Consider the following 17395-nt stretch of genomic DNA (forward strand, 5'->3'; position numbering starts at 1 on the left):
AACGCGCACGAACGCGGTGCGCGGTGGCGCGGAGCCGAGCACCGTCGGTCTGCCGCAACCCTCCGATTGTCGGCGACACCTGAGAAAACACCATTGCAAGCATCGGGTCTGTTTGCTACATTGACTTCATGTAGCGATCACCACATGAATTTGTAGTGAATGCTACACAAAGCGAAGTTCCAGCACAAGCAGCAGCCCGGCGCATTTGTTGCACACCCCGCCGCCACGATTTCACGAGAAGCCCGCGATGACCGAACACACCAAGACAGACGGATTGCCCGGCATGGACGTGCCAGTGCTGCCCGAGGCCGGTGGCCGCGCACCCTTGCGCAACGAGCGCATGGGCGCGGCCAAGGTCGAGTGCAACGCCTGCCCCGTGCTCTGCCAGATCTCCGAGGGCCGCACCGGCGCCTGCGACCGCTATGCCAACCGCGAAGGCGTGCTGGTGCGGGTCGACCCGGTGCTGCTGCTGCGTCGCGAGCTGGCCAGCGAGTCGCCGGCGCTGGTGCCCTTCGCGCGCCCCGCTGCCGAGCCGGCGGCGCCCGGTGCCGAGCCCGAATGGAGCGGCGATCTCCTCCATGCCGACGAGGTCTTCGTGACCGGCGTGGGCTCCTCCACCACCTATCCCGATTACAAGCCGGCGCCCTTCATCGTGGCGTCCAAGGCGCAGGGCGTGGACATGGTCACGGTGGTCACCGAGGGCATCTTCAGCTACTGCAGCTTCAAGGTGAAGATCGACACCGACCGCTTCCTCGGCGCCGAGCAGGCCAACGTGCGCTACCGCGGCGAGGTGGTGGGCCACGTCACCACCGCTGAATACGGCTCGCAGATGCTCTCGCTCGGCGGCGTGCACCATCTCACCGGCGGCAGCAAGAAAGAAGGCCGGATGACGGCCGAGCTGATGCAGCTGCTGGGCAACAAGAAGGCAGTCGAATGCGTGATCGATGGCGGCGCCGGCATGGTGATCCAGGCCGGCCGCGCGCCCATCGTCAACGGTGTCGAGGAACAACGCATGCGCGTGGGCTGCGGCTCGGCCGCGATCGGCATCTTCGCGCGCCAGCTCTTCGGCCAGGCCGACGAGGTGGTGGTGGTCGACGATCACATCACCGGCGTGCTGACCGAGCACCAGGCCGGCCGCTGCCTCGACATGCAGCCCTCGGGCATCCAGATGCGCGGGCGCAAGTCCACGCCGGGGCGTTACTTCCAGGTGGCCAATCCGGGCAATGGCTGGGGCGGTACCGACATCGACGACCCGCTCTCGATCATCGAAGGCTGGGAAGAAGGCGTGGCCAGGCCGGGCCTGCGCCTGCTGATGACGTCCACCACGGGCGAGCATGCGCAGTGGTACGTGCTCGACGACGAGCTCAAGCCCGTCGAGCAGCAGATGCCGGCCGAAGTGCGCCGCGTCGTCGAGCGCATCGGCGAGAACTGCGAGCCCTCGCTGTGCAGCGTGCTCTTCCTCGGCGGCGCCGGCGGCTCCTTGCGCGCCGGCGTGACGGAGAACCCCGTGCTGCTCACCCGTGCCATCAAGCGCGCGCTGGTCAACGTGACCTGCGGCGGCGCGCCGGCCTATGTGTGGCCGGGCGGCGGCATCACCGTCATGGCCGACGTGCTGCGCATGCCCGACAACAGCTTCGGCACCGTGCCGACGCCGGCCATCGTGGCGCCCATCGAATTCAGCATGCGGCGCGATGACTACGCGGCCCTCGGCGGTCACATGGAGCATGTGTTCTCGCTCGAGCAGGCGCTGGCGCGCGGCGCCTGGCAGAACGACGGCGCACCGCTTGCGCGCCAATGGCTTCGCATGGACGATGCCAACCCTTGGCCGCTGGGCCACCCGCCGATGCTCGGTTGAACGGGAGCGCCCATGAGTGCCCAACGCAGCGCGCTCGACGGAGGCCGCTGGCATTTCAACCATGGCCCGATCGACATCGTGGCCGAGGCGCATGGCGATGACGTCGAGGTTGCCGTTGCGCACGAGCTCGCATGGCGGCGTTTCGGCACGGTGCTCGACGAACTCGTGGCCGAGCTGCGCCTGCTGCGCCAGCCCGTGGGCGAGGCCTGTGCGCTGGAGGGCCCGATCGCGCGCCGCATGTGGGAGGCGTGCGCGCCCTACCGCGCCAGCTTCATCACGCCGATGGCCGCGGTGGCGGGGGCCGTCGCCCAGGAGCTCGTGGCTTGCTACCAGCGCGAAGGCATCGAGCGCGCCTGGATCAACAACGGCGGCGACATCGCCTTGCACCTCGCGCCCGGCCAGTCGGCGCGCGTCGGCCTCTTCGCCGACCTGGCGCGCTTCGACATTCGCGAGCGCGGGCCGCTCACCACCGACGGCCAGTTCGAACTGCGCGCCGAGATGCCCGAGCGCGGCGTCGCCACCAGCGGCTGGCGCGGGCGCAGCTTCTCGCTCGGCATTGCCGACAGCGTGACCGTGATTGCGGCGACGGCAGCAGAGGCCGATGCGGCGGCCACGGTGATCGCCAATGCCGTGAATGTGGAAGACGCGGGCGTCCATCGCCGCCCGGCGAGCGAATGCAAGGACGACAGCGACCTCGGCGACATTCCGGTGACGGTGAATGTCGAGCCGCTCGCGCCCGCGCAGGTGCAGCGCGCACTGGCCGCGGGCGCAGCCCGCGCCGCGGATCTGCAGCGCGCGGGACGGATCGGGTCCGCCATGCTCGTTTGCCAGGGGCAATGGCGGCTGGTGGAGCCCTTAAGCTTGCGGGGATCGGGCATGTCTTCGCTCGGGAATTCGCCGCAGGCTGCTGCAGTTGGTTCAGTATTTGCTTAACGAAAAGCAGGACTTGTCTTCATGATCGATATCCGCCGTGTCTTCACCCAGGTCGAGCACATCCACCACGAATTCGGCCCGCGTGCCGCCACGCCGCTGGTGCGTGGTGCCATCGGCGCGGTGCTGACCAACCCCTTTGCCGGCCGCTACGAGCCGGACATCCTGCCGATGATGGCGCTGCTCGACCCGGTCGGCGTCGACCTGGCGCACCGCCTGCATGCGGCGATGGACGTGCCGCTCGATCGCATCGCGACCTACGGCAAGGGCGCCATCGTCGGTGCCGCCGGCGAGCTCGAGCATGGTGCGCTGTGGCACGTACCGGGCGGCTACGCCATGCGCGAGCTGCTGGGCTGGAAGGGCGACCGGGCGGCCTACACCGCCGGCACCGTCGACGAGAAGAAGACCGGCCAGCCCGGCAACGCGCTGTCGATCGTGCCTTCGACCAAGAAGGTCGGACCGCCCGGCGCCGCGCTGGACGTGCCGCTCACCAACATCAATGCCAGCTACGTGCGCGGCCAGTTCGACGCCATCGAAGTGCGCGTGCCGGGTGCACCGGCGGCCGACGAGATCGTCTTCATCCTGGCGATGAGCACCGGCTACCGCGTGCATGACCGCGTGGGCGGCCTGCGCGCCGAGAACATCGCCAAGTGGGATGGCCTGCGCTGAACCCGCAACGCCCTTCATTCAGAGACACAAGGAAAGAACCATGAGCGCCAACATCCGCAAGCTCGTCGTGCAGATCGACGAAACCCGCAAGGAAATGGGCAAGACCATCGAGCCGCCCGCGCGCCGCGCTGTCGCCATTGCCGTCATCGAGAACCCTTACGCCGGGCGCTACAGCGAATCGCTCGACGAGCTGATTGCCATCGGCGAGGAACTGGGCGCGCTGCTGGGCCAGAAGGCCGTCAAGGCGCTGGGCATCGAGCCCGGCCAGGCGCAGAGCTATGGCAAGGCCGCGATCGTCGGCGAGAGCGGTGAGCTGGAGCATGCGGCGGCGATCCTGCACCCCAAGCTCGGTGCGCCGTTGCGCGTGGCGGTGGAGAAGGGCGCGGCGCTGGTGCCTTCGGCCAAGAAGCGCGGCACCCTCGGCACCGCCATCGACGTGCCGCTGGGTCACAAGGACGCGGCCTTCGTGCGCAGCCATTTCGACGCAGTCGAGGCGCGCGTGTCGGATGCACCGCGCGCCAACGAAATCGTGGTCGCCGTGGCCGTGACCGACAGCGGGCGTCCGCTGCCGCGCATCGGCGGGCTGCAGGTTTCCGAGATCAAGGGTGAGGATGGACTCCGCTGAGCCTCACTGCCACCTGTCGCAATTCATCAACCATTCCAACGAGGAGTTCACCATGACCATGCGTTTCGCGCTCAGCGCGGTGTCGATCGCCGCTCTCACCTTCGCACTGATTCCCGCCGCGCAAGCGCAGGGCGTGATCAAGATCGGCGAGATCAACAGCTACAAGGCCCAGCCTGCCTTCCTCGAGCCCTACAAGAAGGGCATGGAGCTGGCGGTCGACGAGATCAATGCCGCGGGCGGGGTCAACGGCAAGAAGATCGAGCTCGTCACGCGCGACGACAACGCCAACCCCGGCGACGCGGTGCGCGTGGCCGAGGAGCTGGTCTCGCGCGAGAAGGTCGACATGCTCGCGGGCACCTTCCTGTCGAACACCGGCCTGGCGGTCACCGACTTCGCCAAGCAGAAGAAGTTCTTCTTCCTGGCCGGCGAGCCGCTCACCGACAAGATCACCTGGCAGGGCGGCAACCAGTACACCTTCCGCCTGCGCCCCGGCACCTACATGCAGGCCGCGATGCTGGTACCCGAGGCAGCCAAGCTCAAGAAGAAGCGCTGGGCGCTGGTCTACCCCAACTACGAATACGGCCAGTCGGCGGTGGCGGCCTTCAAGAACCTGCTGAAGGCGGCGCAGCCCGACGTGGAGTTCGTGGCCGAGCAGGCCACGCCCCTCGGCAAGGTCGATGCCGGCAGCGTGGTGCAGGCCCTGGCAGACGCCAAGCCGGACGCCATCTTCAACGTGCTCTTTGCCGCCGATCTCTCGAAGTTTGTCCGCGAGGGCAACACGCGCGGCCTGTTCAAGGACCGCGAGGTGGTCAGCGTGCTGACCGGCGAGCCCGAGTACATGGACGCTCTGAAGGACGAGGCGCCCAACGGCTGGATCGTGACCGGCTATCCGTGGTACGGCATCAACACGCCCGAGCACAAGAAGTTCGAGCAGGCGTACCAGGCCAAGTTCAAGGACTACCCGCGCCTGGGTTCGGTGGTGGGCTACAGCATGATCAAGTCGGCCGCCGCCGGCATTGCCAAGGCCAAGAGCACCGACACCGACAAGCTGGTCGCGGCCTTCAAGGGCCTGCAGGTCGATACGCCCTTCGGCAAGATCAGCTACCGCCCGGAAGACCACCAGTCGACCATGGGCGCTTTCGTGGGCCGCACCAAGAACGAGGGCGGCAAGGGCGTGATGGTCAACTACGTGTACCTCGATGGTGCCGACCCCAAGTACCAGCCGCCGATCGAAGAGCTGAAGAAGTCCCGCGCGAACGATTGAGGCAGAGGCGAACGAGTCATGAGCTTTTCAGGTTTCATCGTCCAGCTGCTCAACGGACTGGCGAGCGCGTCCTCGCTGTTCCTCGTGGCGGCGGGGCTGTCGCTGATCTTCGGCGTCACGCGGATCGTGAATTTCGCGCATGGCTCGTTCTTCATGGTGGGCATCTACATTGCCTACACGCTGGTCGATCGCCTGGGCACCGGCTTCGGCTTCTGGCCCTCGCTGGTGCTGGCGGCGCTGGCGGTGGGCGTGCTCGGCGCGCTGATCGAAGTGGTGCTGCTGCGCCGCATCTACAAGGCCCCCGAACTCTTCCAGCTGCTGGCCACCTTCGCCCTGGTGCTGGTGATCAAGGACGCGGTGCTGTGGCTCTGGGGCCCCGACGAGCTGCTGGGCCCGCGTGCGCCCGGGCTCTCCGGCTCGGTTGCCATCCTCGGGCGCCAGTTCCCGTCCTATGACCTGTTCCTGATCGTGGTCGGCCCGGTGGTGCTGGGCCTGGTGTGGATGCTGCTCACGCGCACCCGCTTCGGCACCCTGGTGCGTGCCGCCACGCAAGACCGCGAGATGGTCAGCGCGCTGGGCGTCAACCAGGCCTGGCTGTTCACGGCCGTGTTCGCGCTCGGCGCGCTGCTCGCGGGCCTGGGCGGTGCGCTGCAGCTGCCGCGCGAGCCCGCCACGCTGGAGATGGACCTCAACACCATCGGCGCCGCCTTCGTGGTGGTGGTGGTGGGCGGCATGGGCTCGATCCCCGGCGCTTACGCGGCCGCGCTGCTGATCGCCGAGATCAAGGCGATCTGCATCTGGCTGGGCGTGGTCGATGTCTTCGGCATCAGCGTGTCCTTTTCCAAGCTCACGCTGGTGGTGGACTTCCTCGTGATGGCCGTGGTGCTGGTGTGGCGCCCGTGGGGCCTGTTCGGCCGTCCGCAGGCTGCCAGCCGCCACGTCGGCATGCAGGAGGAGCCGTTGCGCCGCCCGAGCCGGGCCTACCTGGTGGCTGCTGCCGTCTTCGGGCTGGTGCTGGCGGCCTTGCCGGTCTTCACGGCCGACTCGCCCTACACGATGGTGCTGATGATCGACCTGATGATCGCTGCGCTCTTCGCCACCAGCCTGCACTTCATCATGGGCCCCGCCGGGATGCATTCCTTCGGGCACGCGGCCTACTTCGGGCTCGGCGCGTACGGCGCCGCGCTGCTGGTGCGTGCGAGCGGCATGCCGATGGAGCTGGCGCTCATCGTCGCGCCGTTGGTGGCTGCCGCCGGTGCCTTCATCTACGGTTGGTTCGCGGTGCGGCTCTCGGGCGTGTACCTGGCTATGCTGACGCTGGCTTTCGCGCAGATCACCTGGGCCATCACCTACCAGTGGGACGGCTTCACCGGCGGTAGCAACGGATTGACGGGCGTATGGCCGGCGGAGTGGCTGTCGGACAAGCGGGTGTATTACTGGCTCACGCTGGCGCTGGTCGCGCTGGGCGTGCTGTGGCTGCGCCGCGTGCTGTTCTCACCCTTCGGCTATGCGCTGCGTGCGGGGCGCGACTCGGCGCTGCGGGCGGATGCGATCGGGATCGACGTGAAACGCATGCAGTGGGCGGCCTTCGTGATCGCGGGGACTGCGGCGGGGCTCGCTGGAGCGTTGTATGCGTTTTCCAAGGGCAGCATCTCGCCGGAGTCGCTGAGCGTGGGCAAGTCGGTGGACGGGCTGGTGATGGTGCTGCTGGGCGGCATCCAGACGCTGGCGGGGCCGGTCGTGGGCGCGGTTACCTTCACCTGGCTGCATGACACGGTGGCGCGCAATACCGACTACTGGCGGGCAATGCTGGGGGGGATCATCTTGCTGCTGGTGCTGCTGTTCCCGCAGGGGATCGCGGGGTTTGCGAAGCAGTTGTTCGATCGGAAGCGGCATGAGAAAGATGCGGGTGAGTTGAAGGAGGTGAAGGCTTGATTGCCTCGGACTTCGATTTGCTCCCTCTCCCTCTGGGAGAAGGGTGGGGTGAGGGCACCGGGCCTTCGATTTGTACGTTGCGCTTGTTCGGAGGCCGGAGCCGGGGCGTCGTCCCGGCGGCCGAGTCACTTTCTTTTGCTTCGCCAAAAGAAAGTAACCAAAGAAAAGGCGACCCCACTGCGCGTGACCCTTCGCTTCGCTACGGGCAACCTGCGGTGCTCGCTTTTCGCGGGGTCCGCGCAAACTCGCTGCGCTCAAACACGCGCGGCCCTGATCCGCGAAAAGCTCCGCTCCTCGGCACGCGCAGAGGGGAGTGGGGACCGTTCGGGCCATTGCTTCGCTCGGCCACCAACGGCCTCGCTGCGCGAGGCCTGGAACAGGTGCGTGCTTATGCGCCCCAACGTGAGCATGAGCATGAGCATGGCCATGAGCACAAGCACGAGTACCAGTACGAGCACAAGTACGAGCGCGAGCTTGTGCAAGTGCATGTGCTGCGTGTGCGTGTGCGTGTGCGTGTGCGAGTGCGCGAGAGCCAACGTGAGCGAGGACCCCGCGAAAAGCGAGCACCGCAGGTTGCCCGTAGCGAAGCGGAGGGTCGCGGCCAGTGGGGTCGCCTTTTCTTTGGTTACTTTCTTTTGGCGAAGCAAAAGAAAGTGACTCGGCTGCCGGGACGACATCCCGGCTCCGGCCTCAACACAAGCGCACGGTACCAATCGACCGCCCGGTGCCCTCACCCCAACCCTCTCCCCGAGGGAGAGGGAGCAACACCCGCGGGAGCAAGACGCGCAGAACCAAGACCATGAGCCTCCTCAAAGTCCAAGAACTCGGCAAGTCCTTCGGCGGCGTCAAGGCCGTCGACGGCATCAGCTTCGACCTCGCCCCCGGCGAGCTGCTGGCGCTCATCGGCCCCAACGGCGCCGGCAAGTCCACCACCTTCAACATGGTCAACGGCCAGCTCAAGGCCGACCGCGGCTCGATCCTGCTCGATGGCGAAGAGCTGGTGGGTCGCAGGCCGCGGGAAATCTGGCGCATGGGCGTGGGCCGCACCTTCCAGATCGCCGAGACCTTCGCCTCGCTCACCGTCGTGGAGAACGTGCAGATGGCCCTGCTGTCGCACGACCACAAGCTGTTCTCGACCTGGCGCCGCGCCGCCGACCACAAGCGCGACGAAGCGCTGGTCCTGCTCGATCAAGTCGGGATGAAGGCGCAGGCGGACCGGCCCTGCAGCGTGCTCGCCTACGGCGACGTCAAGCGCGTCGAGCTCGCGATCGCCATGGCCAATTCGCCCAAGCTGCTGCTGATGGACGAGCCCACCGCCGGCATGGCGCCCAAGGAGCGCAACTCATTGATGGCCCTCACGAAACAGCTGGTGATCGACCGCGGCATGGCCGTGCTCTTCACCGAGCACAGCATGGACGTGGTCTTCGCGTACGCCGACCGGATGATCGTGCTCGCGCGCGGCCGCCTCATCGCGCAGGGCAAGCCGCTCGAGATCCGCGACCATCCGAAGGTGCAGGAGGTCTACTTCGGCAGCGGCAAGACCTTCGAGAAGATCGCCGAGAAGGCCGCCGCTGTGAATGCGGCCGTGGGAGAGGCTTGATGAGTTCCGCCCCCGAAGGTGTATTTCAATGATCACGCACGAAACACTGCTCGAAGCCAAGTCCCTCCGCGCCTGGTACGGCGCCGCCCAGATCCTCTACGACGTCGACCTCGAGGTGCGCCGCGGCGAAGTGGTCGCGCTGATGGGCCGCAACGGCGCCGGCAAGTCCACCACGCTCAAGGCGCTGATCGGGATGCTCTCCAAGCGGCGCGGCGCGGTGCGTTTCCTGGGCCACGACATCTCGAAGTGCGAGCCGCACCATGCGGCCAAGCTGGGCCTCGGCTTCGTGCCCGAGGACCGGCGCGTGTTCACCGACCTCACGGTGATGGAGAACCTCGAAGTCGGCAAACAGGCGCCGCGCCGATGGTCCGACGGCAGCGATGCGCCGCTGTGGACGCCCGAGCGCCTGTTCAAGCTTTTCCCCAACCTCGGCGAGATGCCGCAGCGCCCGGGCGGCCGCATGAGCGGCGGCGAGCAGCAGATGCTGACGGTGGCGCGAACGTTGATGGGCAACCCCTACCTCGTGCTGCTGGACGAGCCCTCCGAAGGCGTGGCGCCGCTCATCGTCGAGCAGATGGCCAACATGATCCTCGAGCTCAAGGCGCAGGGCGTGAGCATCCTTCTGTCGGAGCAGAACATGCACTTCGCCGAGCTGGTCTCCGACCGCGCCTACGTGCTGGAGAAGGGGCAGATCCGCTACCAGGCTTCGATGGCCGACCTGGCGACCAACGAGGAAGTGCGGCGGGCCTACCTGTCCGTCTGAGCCAGGGTTTTTCATCAACCGAGGAGCGAACATCATGCACGACACGCACCGCAGAATCTTTCTCCAGTCCGCTGCCGCATTGGGCCTGGCCGGCTTGTCGATGCCGCTGTTCGCGGCGGCAAAGGTCAGGCCGAACGACAAGTCGGCGCTGATCGTGGTCGACGTGCAGAACTGCTTCGTCGACGGCGGCACGCTGCCGGTGAAGGGCGGCGCGGATGTGGTGCCGGTGATCAACAAGCTGTCCACCGCCTTCGAGAACATCGTGCTCACGCAGGACTGGCACACGCAGGGCCATGCGTCCTTCGCGAGCGCACATGCGGGACAGAAGCCCTTCAGCAGCATCAAGCTGGGCTACGGCAACCAGGTGCTGTGGCCCGACCACTGCGTGCAGGGCACGGACGACGCCGCGCTGCACAAGGACCTGAAGCTGCCGAGCGCGCAGCTGATCATCCGCAAGGGCTACCACAAGGGCGTGGACAGCTACTCGGCCTTCGAGGAGGCCGACCGCAAGACGCCCACGGGCCTGGCCGGCTACCTCAAGCAGCGCGGCATCAAGACCGTGTTCGTTACCGGGCTGGCCACCGACTTCTGCGTGGCCTGGACCGCGCTCGATGCGCGCAAGGCTGGCTTCGAGGCCTATGTGATCGAGGACGCGACGCGGGCCATCGACCTCGACGGCTCGCTCGCGAAGGCCTGGAAGGAGATGCAGGCCAAGGGGGTCAAGCGCATCCAGTCCAGCGACATCGAGATCAGCGCTTGAAAGTGAAGCTCTCCCACAGGCTCCCCCACTTCGTGGGGTCCGCCAACCCCCTTCCGGGGGCAACACCAGCGGCCCGGCAAAGCCGGTTCCGCGGTGTTCCACGAACGCAATGCCGGAACTCGCACTGAAGGTCAACGGACGCGACGTCGCACTGTCGGTGCCCGAGGCGGCCACGCTGCTGCACGTGCTGCGCAACGACCTCGCGCTCAACGGCCCCAAGTACGGCTGCGGCCTCGGCCAGTGCGGGGCTTGCACGGTGTGGGTGGACGGTGTGGCGGCGCGGGCCTGCGTGATCCCTGCGCATGGCGTGGCGGGACGTGCCATCACCACGCTCGAAGGCCTCGGTTCGCGCGACAGCTGGCATCCGGTGCAGCAGGCTTTCGAGGACGCGCAGGCAGCGCAGTGCGGCTACTGCCTCAGCGGCATGGTGATGCAGGCGGCCGCGCTGCTGGCGCGCGATGCGCACCCCAGCGATGCGCGCATCCGCGCCGAGCTGTCGGGCAACCTGTGCCGCTGCGGCACGCACGTCGAGATCCTCGCTGCAGTGCGAGCCGCGGCGCTGCGGATGGCCAAGGACGAGACGACGTGACCCTGCGCGCCGAGCAGCCGCGCACCCGCAGCGACATCCTGAACGCGCACGACGTGCTGGTGGTGGTGCGCGAGACGCCGCCCGCGCCGCCCCCCGCGCATGGCCAACCCCCCGCGGTCTTCGGCAATCCCGCCGAAGGCCCGGAGATCCTGCTCGCGCTGTGGAGCGACGGCAGCGCGAACGCGCTCAACGGCCACGTGGACCTGGGCACCGGCATCCGCACCGCGCTGGCGCAGGTGGTTGGCGAGGAGCTCGACCTGCCGCTGGCGCAGGTGCACATGTTGCTGGGCGACACGGCGAGCGCGCCGAACCAGGGCGCCACCATTGCCAGCGCCTCGCTGCAGATCCACGCCGCACCGCTGCGGCTGGCGGCGGCGCAGGCGCGCGCCTGGCTGCTGGAGCAGGCCTCCGAGCGCTTCGGCGTGCAGCCTTCGCTGCTCGAGGTGCGCGACGGCCGCATCCATGCCGGCGAGGACCCGGCCTTCAGCGTGCCCTTCGGCGAGCTGGTCGCGGGCACGCGCACGGTGCTGCAGCTGGACGCCGCGGCCCGTCTCAAGGACCCGAAGGACTATCGCCTCGTCGGCACCGCGGTCCCGCGCGTCGACATTCCGGCCAAGCTGGCTGGCGAGACGGTGTTCGTTCACGACATGCGCGTGCCCGGCATGCTGCACGGCCGGGTCGTGCGGCCGCCCTATGCCGGCGCGGACCACGGCGACTTCATCGGCAACACGCTCGAATCGGTGGACGAATCCTCCATCGCCCACATCCCCGGCATCCGCGCGGTCGTGGTGATCCGCGATTTCGTCGGCGTCGTGGCCGAGCGCGAGGAGCATGCGGAGCAGGCGCTGCGCGAGCTGCGCGTGCGCTGGAAGCCGTGGCCGGGCCTGCCCGCGCTCGATGACCTCGAGGGCGCGATCCGCGCCAACCCGGCGACGCAGCGCCTGCTGGTCGACGAAGGCCGGGTCGACGAAGCGCTTGCGGCAGCGGCGCAGCCGATGCCGCGCACCTATGTCTGGCCTTACCAGATGCATGCCTCCATCGGGCCTTCCTGCGCGCTTGCGCATTGGCAGCCCGAGGGCGAGCCGGGTGTGCAGCTTCGTGTCTGGGCCGGTTCGCAGAACCCGCACGTGCTGCGGGCCGATCTCGCAAGGCTCATGGGCCTGGAGGATGTGGCCGTCGAGGTGGTGCGCATGGAGGCCGCCGGCTGCTACGGCCGCAACAGCGCCGACGACGTGGCGGCCGACGCGGCCCTGCTCGCGCGCGCGGCCGGTGCGCCGGTGCGCGTGCAGCTCACGCGCGAGCAGGAGCATGCGTGGGAGCCCAAGGGCGCGGCGCAGCTGATGCAGGTCAATGGCGGACTCGATGCCGAGGGGGGCGTGGCGGCCTATGACTTCGAGACCTCCTATCCGTCGAACGGCGCGCCCACGCTGGCGCTGTTGCTGACGCGCACCGTCGAGCCGGTGGCGCAGGCCTTCGAGATGGGCGACCGCACCGCGCGCCCACCCTATGCCTACGAGAACCTGCGGGTCAAGGTCAACGACATGGCGCCGATCGTGCGCGCCTCCTGGCTGCGCGGCGTCTCGGCGCTGCCCAGCTCGTTCGCGCACGAGTCCTACGTCGACGAGCTGGCCACCGCGGCCGGCGTGGACCCGGTGGCTTTCCGCCTGCGCCACTTGCGCGATGCGCGCGCGGCCGAGCTGGTGCGCGAAACCGCGCAGAAGGCCGGCTGGCGCATGCGCACCGGGCCGCAGGAGAACGTCGATGGCGGGCTCGGACAGGGCGGCGACGTGCTCTTCGGGCAGGGCTTCGCCTACGCCCGCTACGTGCACAGCAAATGGCCCGGCTTCGGCGCGGCCTGGTCGGCCTGGGTCGCGGATGTCGAGGTCCACAAGACGACCGGCGAGGTGCACGTGCGCCGCGTGGTCGTGGGGCACGACGCGGGGCTGATGGTGAATCCGGCGGGCGTCGATCACCAGGTCCACGGCAACGTGATCCAGACCACCAGCCGGGCCTTGAAGGAGCGCGTGCAGTTCGCGCCGGTCCCGCAGCCGTCCGGCGGCGAGGCGCTGCCGGGCGTGCTGCCGGCTGGCGTGGTCGCGAGCCGCGAATGGGGCGGCTATCCGATCCTCAGCTTCCGCGAGGTGCCGATGATCGAGGTGGTGCACATCCAGCGGCCGGGCGAGCCGCCGCTGGGCGCGGGGGAGTCGTCCTCGGTGCCGGGGACGGCGGCGATCGCGAATGCGATCTTCGATGCGACGGGGGTGCGGTTCAGGGCGCCGCCGTTCACGCCGGAGGTGGTGCGGGCTGCGCTGAATCCCTTGGGCCCTCCGGACTTGCTCCCTCTCCCTCCGGGAGAAGGTTGGGGTGAGGGCACCCGAGCGGTCGATGGTGGCGCCCTCGCACCCTCATCCCCACCTTCTTCCGGAGGGGGAAGGAGCAAGACCGATGCGCCGTGGCCGAAGCCGCGCGGTGTGTGGGCCACCGCCACCGCGCTCGTCGTCGGCGGCCTGGGCCTCGTCGCCGGCCTCCTCGGCTGGCGCTCCGCCATCGCCCCCGTCACCCTCAGCGCGCCCGTCTACAGCCAGGCCACCATCGACCGCGGCCGCACCCTCGCGGCCCTCGGCGACTGCGCGGTCTGCCACACCGCGCCCGGTGGCCTGCCCAACGCCGGGGGACGCGCGATGGAGACGCCCTTCGGCACGCTCTACACCACCAACCTCACGCCCGATGCGGACACCGGCCTGGGCCGCTGGTCCTTCAGCGCCTTCCAGCGCGCCATGCGCGAAGGCATCTCGCGCGACGGCCACCATCTCTACCCCGCCTTCCCGTACACCGCCTTTGCCAAGACCAGCGACGACGACCTGCAGGCCCTCTACGCCTACCTGGTGTCGCAACCCGCAGTGCAGGCGCCCACGCCGAAGTCCGAGCTGAAGTTCCCCTTCAGCCTCCGGCCGCTCATGGCCGGCTGGAACGCGCTCTTCCACGATCCCGCACCGATGCAGCCCATCGCGCAGCAGAGTGCGCAATGGAACCGCGGCGCCTACCTGGTCAACGGGCTGGGGCATTGCGGTGCCTGCCACACGCCGCGCAATGCGCTGGGCGCGGAGCAGGGCGGCAGCGCCTACCTGTCGGGTGCGATGGTCGAGGGCTGGGAAGCACCGGCGCTCACCGGCGCGGCCTCGAAGTCCGCCGTGCCCTGGAATGCCGAGTCCCTCTACCGTTACCTGCGCAACGGCCACAGTCCGCAGCACGGCACGGCCGGCGGCCCCATGGCCGAGGTGGTGCGCGAACTGGCCGCGGTGCCTGACGCCGACATCCGCGCGATGGCGAGCTACCTCGCATCCTTCAATGCTGAAGCCAGCGAGGCCGAGGCCCGTTCGCAGGCGCAGCGCGCCGTCGCCACCGCCGCGGCGCGCCAGGGCCAATTGCTCGGCCCGGCCCAGCGCCTGTTCGACGGGGCCTGCGGCGCCTGCCATCACGACGGCAACGGCCCGACGCTGCTCGGCGCCAACGTGCCGCTCGCGCTCAACAGCAATCTCACGAGTGCGCGTCCCGACAACCTGCTGCGCACGATCCTCGACGGCGTGCGCGAACCGGCCACGCGCGAGATCGGCTTCATGCCCGCTTTCCGCGATGCCCTGAGCGATGCCCAGATCGCCGAGCTCGCCGGCTACATGCGCGCGCGCTTCGCGCCCCAGGAGCCGGCGTGGAAGGACCTGGCGTCGGAGGTGGCGCGCGTGCGGAGCGGCGAATGAACACGAGCTGACCTGACGCAGCCGACGCAAAGGAAAACGAGGGCCCGGAAAAAGACAGACAGAATGTTCTGCGGCCGGATGCTTCGGCGTCCTCTGCGAAACCTCTGCGTCCGGTACCCGATTTGGAGACAACACCAATGCCCCAGACCCTCTCGCCCGCCACCAGCCTCCCGCGCGATGTCGAGCGCGCCGCCCTGATCGGCCGCCTCTGGCAGCCCGATGTCGGACCCACGCCGGTGGTCATTCATGAGGGCGGCCTGCACGACCTCACGCGCCTGGCGCCCACCACCAGCCAGTTGCTCGAACTCGACGATCCCGTTGGCCTGGTGCGCCAGGCCCTGCGCGACAACGACGCGCCCCGCATCGCGGCGCTCGACGCAGCGCTCGCCAACAGCGACGAGGCCCGGCGCGATCCCGAACTGCCCTGGCTGCTGGCGCCTTGCGACCTGCAGGCGGTGAAGGCCAGCGGCGTGACCTTCGTCGCCAGCCTGCTCGAACGCGTGATCGAGGAGCAGGCGCGCGGCGATGCGTCGCGGTCCGAGGCGATTCGCGCGGCGCTCGGGGGCGTGCTGGGCGACAACCTCGCCGGCATCGTCCCCGGCTCGCCGCAGGCCGCCCAGGTCAAGGAGGTGCTGATCGCGCAGGGCGCCTGGTCGCAGTACCTCGAGGTCGGCATCGGTCCCGACGCCGAGATCTTCACCAAGGCGCCGGTGCTGTCGGCCGTGGGCACCGGGGCCGACGTGGGCATCCATTCGGGCTCCGTCTGGAACAACCCCGAGCCCGAAGTCGTGCTGGCGGTCGACAGCCGCGGGCGCACCCTGGGCGCGGCGCTCGGCAACGACGTCAACCTGCGCGATTTCGAAGGGCGCAGCGCGCTGCTGCTGGGCAAGGCCAAGGACAACAACGCCTCCTGCGCGATCGGCCCCTTCATCCGCCTGTTCGACGCGCACTTCGGCATCGACGACGTGCGTCGCATCACGGTGGCGCTGCGCGTCGTCGGGCCCGAGGGCTTCGTGCTCCAGGGCGAGAGCTCGCTCGCGCAGATCAGCCGCGATCCGCTGGACCTGGTGTCGCAGGCCATCGGGCCGCACCACGCCTACCCGGACGGGCTGATGCTCTTCCTGGGCACCATGTTCGCGCCCACGCAGGACCGGCATGGACCGGGGCAGGGCTTCACCCACGTGGTGGGCGACCGCGTCACCATCTCGGCGCCCGAGCTCGGCGCACTGGAGAACCGCGTGGTGCATGCCGACCAGGCGGCGCGCTGGTCCTTCGGCATCGGCGCGCTGATGCGCAATCTGGCTGGGCGCGGTCTGCTCTGAGCGCCGCGGACGTGGCGCGCCGCCGGCCGCCGCGCCGCGCGGCGCCCGCGAGCCTGAACTAAGCCACGCGGATGGTCTGAAAACTAAGACAAATGGCTCAAGGGTTTGCTCTGGACAAGGGAAGATGATCGCCCGGTAACAATTCATCACAAATTGCGCCGCGCGTTTCGGCCCGGCCTTCTGGAGATCAGCCCATGGAGACCGTGCGAATATTCTTCTGCGCTGCCGCGCTCATCCTGAGCACGGCGAACGCAGCGGCCCAGATCCTCATCGGCCAGTCAGCCGACATGTCGGGCCCGGTCGCGGCGAGCGTGAAGGAAACCATCCTCGGCTCACAGCTGGTCATCGACAACGTCAACGCGCAGGGCGGCATCCACGGCGAGAAGATCGAGGTGATCCGCCTGGACGACGGGCTGGACCCCAAGCGCTCCGTCGAGAACTCGCGCATCCTGATCGAAGACAAGAAGGTGATCGCGCTGCTGCTCAATCGCGGGACGCCCAATGCACTGGCAGTCGTTCCGCTGCTCGACAAGAGCGGGACACCGCTGATCGGTCCTTCCACCGGCGCGATGTCGCTGCACAAGCCGGTCCAGAAGCTTGTGTTCAACGTGCGCTCCACCTACCAGCGCGAGGCCGAGAAGGCGGTCCAGCATCTGCACACGGTGGGCATGCAGCGCATCGCCGTCGTCCAGGCCGACGATTCATTCGGCAAGGACGCGATGGAAGGCGCCATGAAGGGCTTCGACAAGGCCGGCCTGAAGCCGGTCGTGCTGGCGCTGGCCGATCGCAACAAGCCTGACTACGCGGCCATCGTGCCCAAGCTTGCTGCTGCCAACGCGCAAGCCGTGCTGTGGATCGGCTCTGGCACCGCCGTGACCGAAGGCGTGAAGGCGCTGCGCGCCACCGGTTCCGCCGCGCAGGTCATCACGCTGTCGAACAACGCGGCATCCGGCTTCATCAAGGAGCTGGGCAGCGCCAGCGGCGGCGTGATCGTGATGCAGGTGCTGCCGTCGGAGCGCGGCATGGCGCATCCGCTGGTGAAGGAGGCCTCGGACCTGGCGAAGGCCAAGGGCGACATCGAACTCTCGCCGGCGCTGCTCGAGGGTTTCGTTGCCACCAAGGTGATGGTCGAGGCGCTGCGCCGCGCCGGCCCGAAGCCGACGCGCGCCAGGCTGCTGGCCGCGCTGAACGACTTCCGCTACGACACGGGCGGCGGGCTCGAAGTGAGCTACTCGCCGCAGGACCACACGGGCATCGACTACGTCGACCTGTCGATCATCAGCGGGGGGCGGTTCAAGCGTTGAGCGCCGAGGCGAGATGCAGCGCTC

General features: G+C 68.6%; 13 protein-coding genes. All 13 read left to right on the forward strand.

The genetic code is table 11. The features are described 5' to 3' along the window. The first annotated feature begins 247 nt into the window (after positions 1–247). The 13 genes from G3W89_RS01450 to G3W89_RS01510 all read left to right on the forward strand — a co-directional run bounded on the left by G3W89_RS01450 (position 248) and on the right by G3W89_RS01510 (position 17371). Entirely contained in the window at positions 248–1855 is a 1608-nt protein-coding gene (locus G3W89_RS01450) for a 6-hydroxynicotinate reductase (protein WP_162572443.1), read from the forward strand. A 12-nt stretch (positions 1856–1867) separates the two neighbouring features. Beyond that, positions 1868–2788 (forward strand): UPF0280 family protein, encoded by a 921-nt coding sequence (locus G3W89_RS01455; protein WP_162572444.1) that lies wholly within the window; start codon positions 1868–1870, stop codon positions 2786–2788. Positions 2789–2809: 21 nt separating this feature from the next. Beyond that, positions 2810–3454: an amino acid synthesis family protein gene (locus G3W89_RS01460; protein ID WP_162572445.1), complete on the forward strand. Its 645-nt coding sequence runs from the start codon at positions 2810–2812 to the stop codon at positions 3452–3454. A gap of 40 nt (positions 3455–3494) precedes the next feature. Then, positions 3495–4079: an amino acid synthesis family protein gene (locus G3W89_RS01465; RefSeq protein ID WP_162572446.1), complete on the forward strand. Its 585-nt coding sequence runs from the start codon at positions 3495–3497 to the stop codon at positions 4077–4079. Between the two features lie 52 nt (positions 4080–4131). Next, positions 4132–5343, forward strand: coding sequence for an ABC transporter substrate-binding protein (locus G3W89_RS01470; RefSeq protein WP_162572447.1), 1212 nt, complete (start codon positions 4132–4134; stop codon positions 5341–5343). Between the two features lie 18 nt (positions 5344–5361). After that, complete coding sequence (locus G3W89_RS01475) at positions 5362–7278, forward strand: ABC transporter permease (RefSeq protein ID WP_162572448.1); 1917 nt, start codon at positions 5362–5364, stop codon at positions 7276–7278. A gap of 799 nt (positions 7279–8077) precedes the next feature. Continuing rightward, positions 8078–8878: an ABC transporter ATP-binding protein gene (locus G3W89_RS01480; RefSeq protein WP_162572449.1), complete on the forward strand. Its 801-nt coding sequence runs from the start codon at positions 8078–8080 to the stop codon at positions 8876–8878. A 28-nt stretch (positions 8879–8906) separates the two neighbouring features. Further along, on the forward strand, positions 8907–9641 hold the full coding sequence (locus G3W89_RS01485; protein ID WP_162572450.1) for an ABC transporter ATP-binding protein: 735 nt from the start codon (positions 8907–8909) through the stop codon (positions 9639–9641). Between the two features lie 34 nt (positions 9642–9675). Then, a complete protein-coding gene (gene pncA / locus G3W89_RS01490; protein WP_162572451.1) occupies positions 9676–10401 on the forward strand; it encodes a bifunctional nicotinamidase/pyrazinamidase in 726 nt (241 codons plus the stop codon). A gap of 109 nt (positions 10402–10510) precedes the next feature. Continuing rightward, the gene (locus G3W89_RS01495; protein ID WP_162572452.1) at positions 10511–10990 is read left to right on the forward strand and encodes a (2Fe-2S)-binding protein; all 480 of its coding nucleotides are present in this window, start codon (positions 10511–10513) and stop codon (positions 10988–10990) included. Continuing rightward, on the forward strand, positions 10987–14745 hold the full coding sequence (locus tag G3W89_RS01500; protein WP_162572453.1) for a molybdopterin cofactor-binding domain-containing protein: 3759 nt from the start codon (positions 10987–10989) through the stop codon (positions 14743–14745). Before G3W89_RS01495 ends, G3W89_RS01500 begins: the two co-directional genes overlap by 4 nt. A gap of 137 nt (positions 14746–14882) precedes the next feature. After that, complete coding sequence (locus tag G3W89_RS01505) at positions 14883–16067, forward strand: fumarylacetoacetate hydrolase family protein (protein WP_162572454.1); 1185 nt, start codon at positions 14883–14885, stop codon at positions 16065–16067. Positions 16068–16261: 194 nt separating this feature from the next. Then, the gene (locus G3W89_RS01510) at positions 16262–17371 is read left to right on the forward strand and encodes an ABC transporter substrate-binding protein (RefSeq protein ID WP_162572455.1); all 1110 of its coding nucleotides are present in this window, start codon (positions 16262–16264) and stop codon (positions 17369–17371) included. Positions 17372–17395 lie beyond the last annotated feature (24 nt).

Source organism: Variovorax sp. PBL-H6, assembly GCF_901827155.1.
In the GTDB taxonomy this organism is placed as follows: Bacteria; Pseudomonadota; Gammaproteobacteria; order Burkholderiales; family Burkholderiaceae_C; genus Variovorax.

Coding starts and splice junctions, on each gene's coding strand:
- G3W89_RS01510 (WP_162572455.1), top strand. CDS start 16,262: ATGGAGACCGTGCGAATATTCTTCTGCGCTGCCGCGCTCATCCTGAGC.
- G3W89_RS01505 (WP_162572454.1), top strand. CDS start 14,883: ATGCCCCAGACCCTCTCGCCCGCCACCAGCCTCCCGCGCGATGTCGAG.
- G3W89_RS01480 (WP_162572449.1), top strand. CDS start 8,078: ATGAGCCTCCTCAAAGTCCAAGAACTCGGCAAGTCCTTCGGCGGCGTC.
- G3W89_RS01455 (WP_162572444.1), top strand. CDS start 1,868: ATGAGTGCCCAACGCAGCGCGCTCGACGGAGGCCGCTGGCATTTCAAC.
- G3W89_RS01470 (WP_162572447.1), top strand. CDS start 4,132: ATGACCATGCGTTTCGCGCTCAGCGCGGTGTCGATCGCCGCTCTCACC.
- G3W89_RS01475 (WP_162572448.1), top strand. CDS start 5,362: ATGAGCTTTTCAGGTTTCATCGTCCAGCTGCTCAACGGACTGGCGAGC.
- G3W89_RS01495 (WP_162572452.1), top strand. CDS start 10,511: ATGCCGGAACTCGCACTGAAGGTCAACGGACGCGACGTCGCACTGTCG.
- G3W89_RS01485 (WP_162572450.1), top strand. CDS start 8,907: ATGATCACGCACGAAACACTGCTCGAAGCCAAGTCCCTCCGCGCCTGG.
- G3W89_RS01460 (WP_162572445.1), top strand. CDS start 2,810: ATGATCGATATCCGCCGTGTCTTCACCCAGGTCGAGCACATCCACCAC.
- pncA (WP_162572451.1), top strand. CDS start 9,676: ATGCACGACACGCACCGCAGAATCTTTCTCCAGTCCGCTGCCGCATTG.
- G3W89_RS01465 (WP_162572446.1), top strand. CDS start 3,495: ATGAGCGCCAACATCCGCAAGCTCGTCGTGCAGATCGACGAAACCCGC.
- G3W89_RS01450 (WP_162572443.1), top strand. CDS start 248: ATGACCGAACACACCAAGACAGACGGATTGCCCGGCATGGACGTGCCA.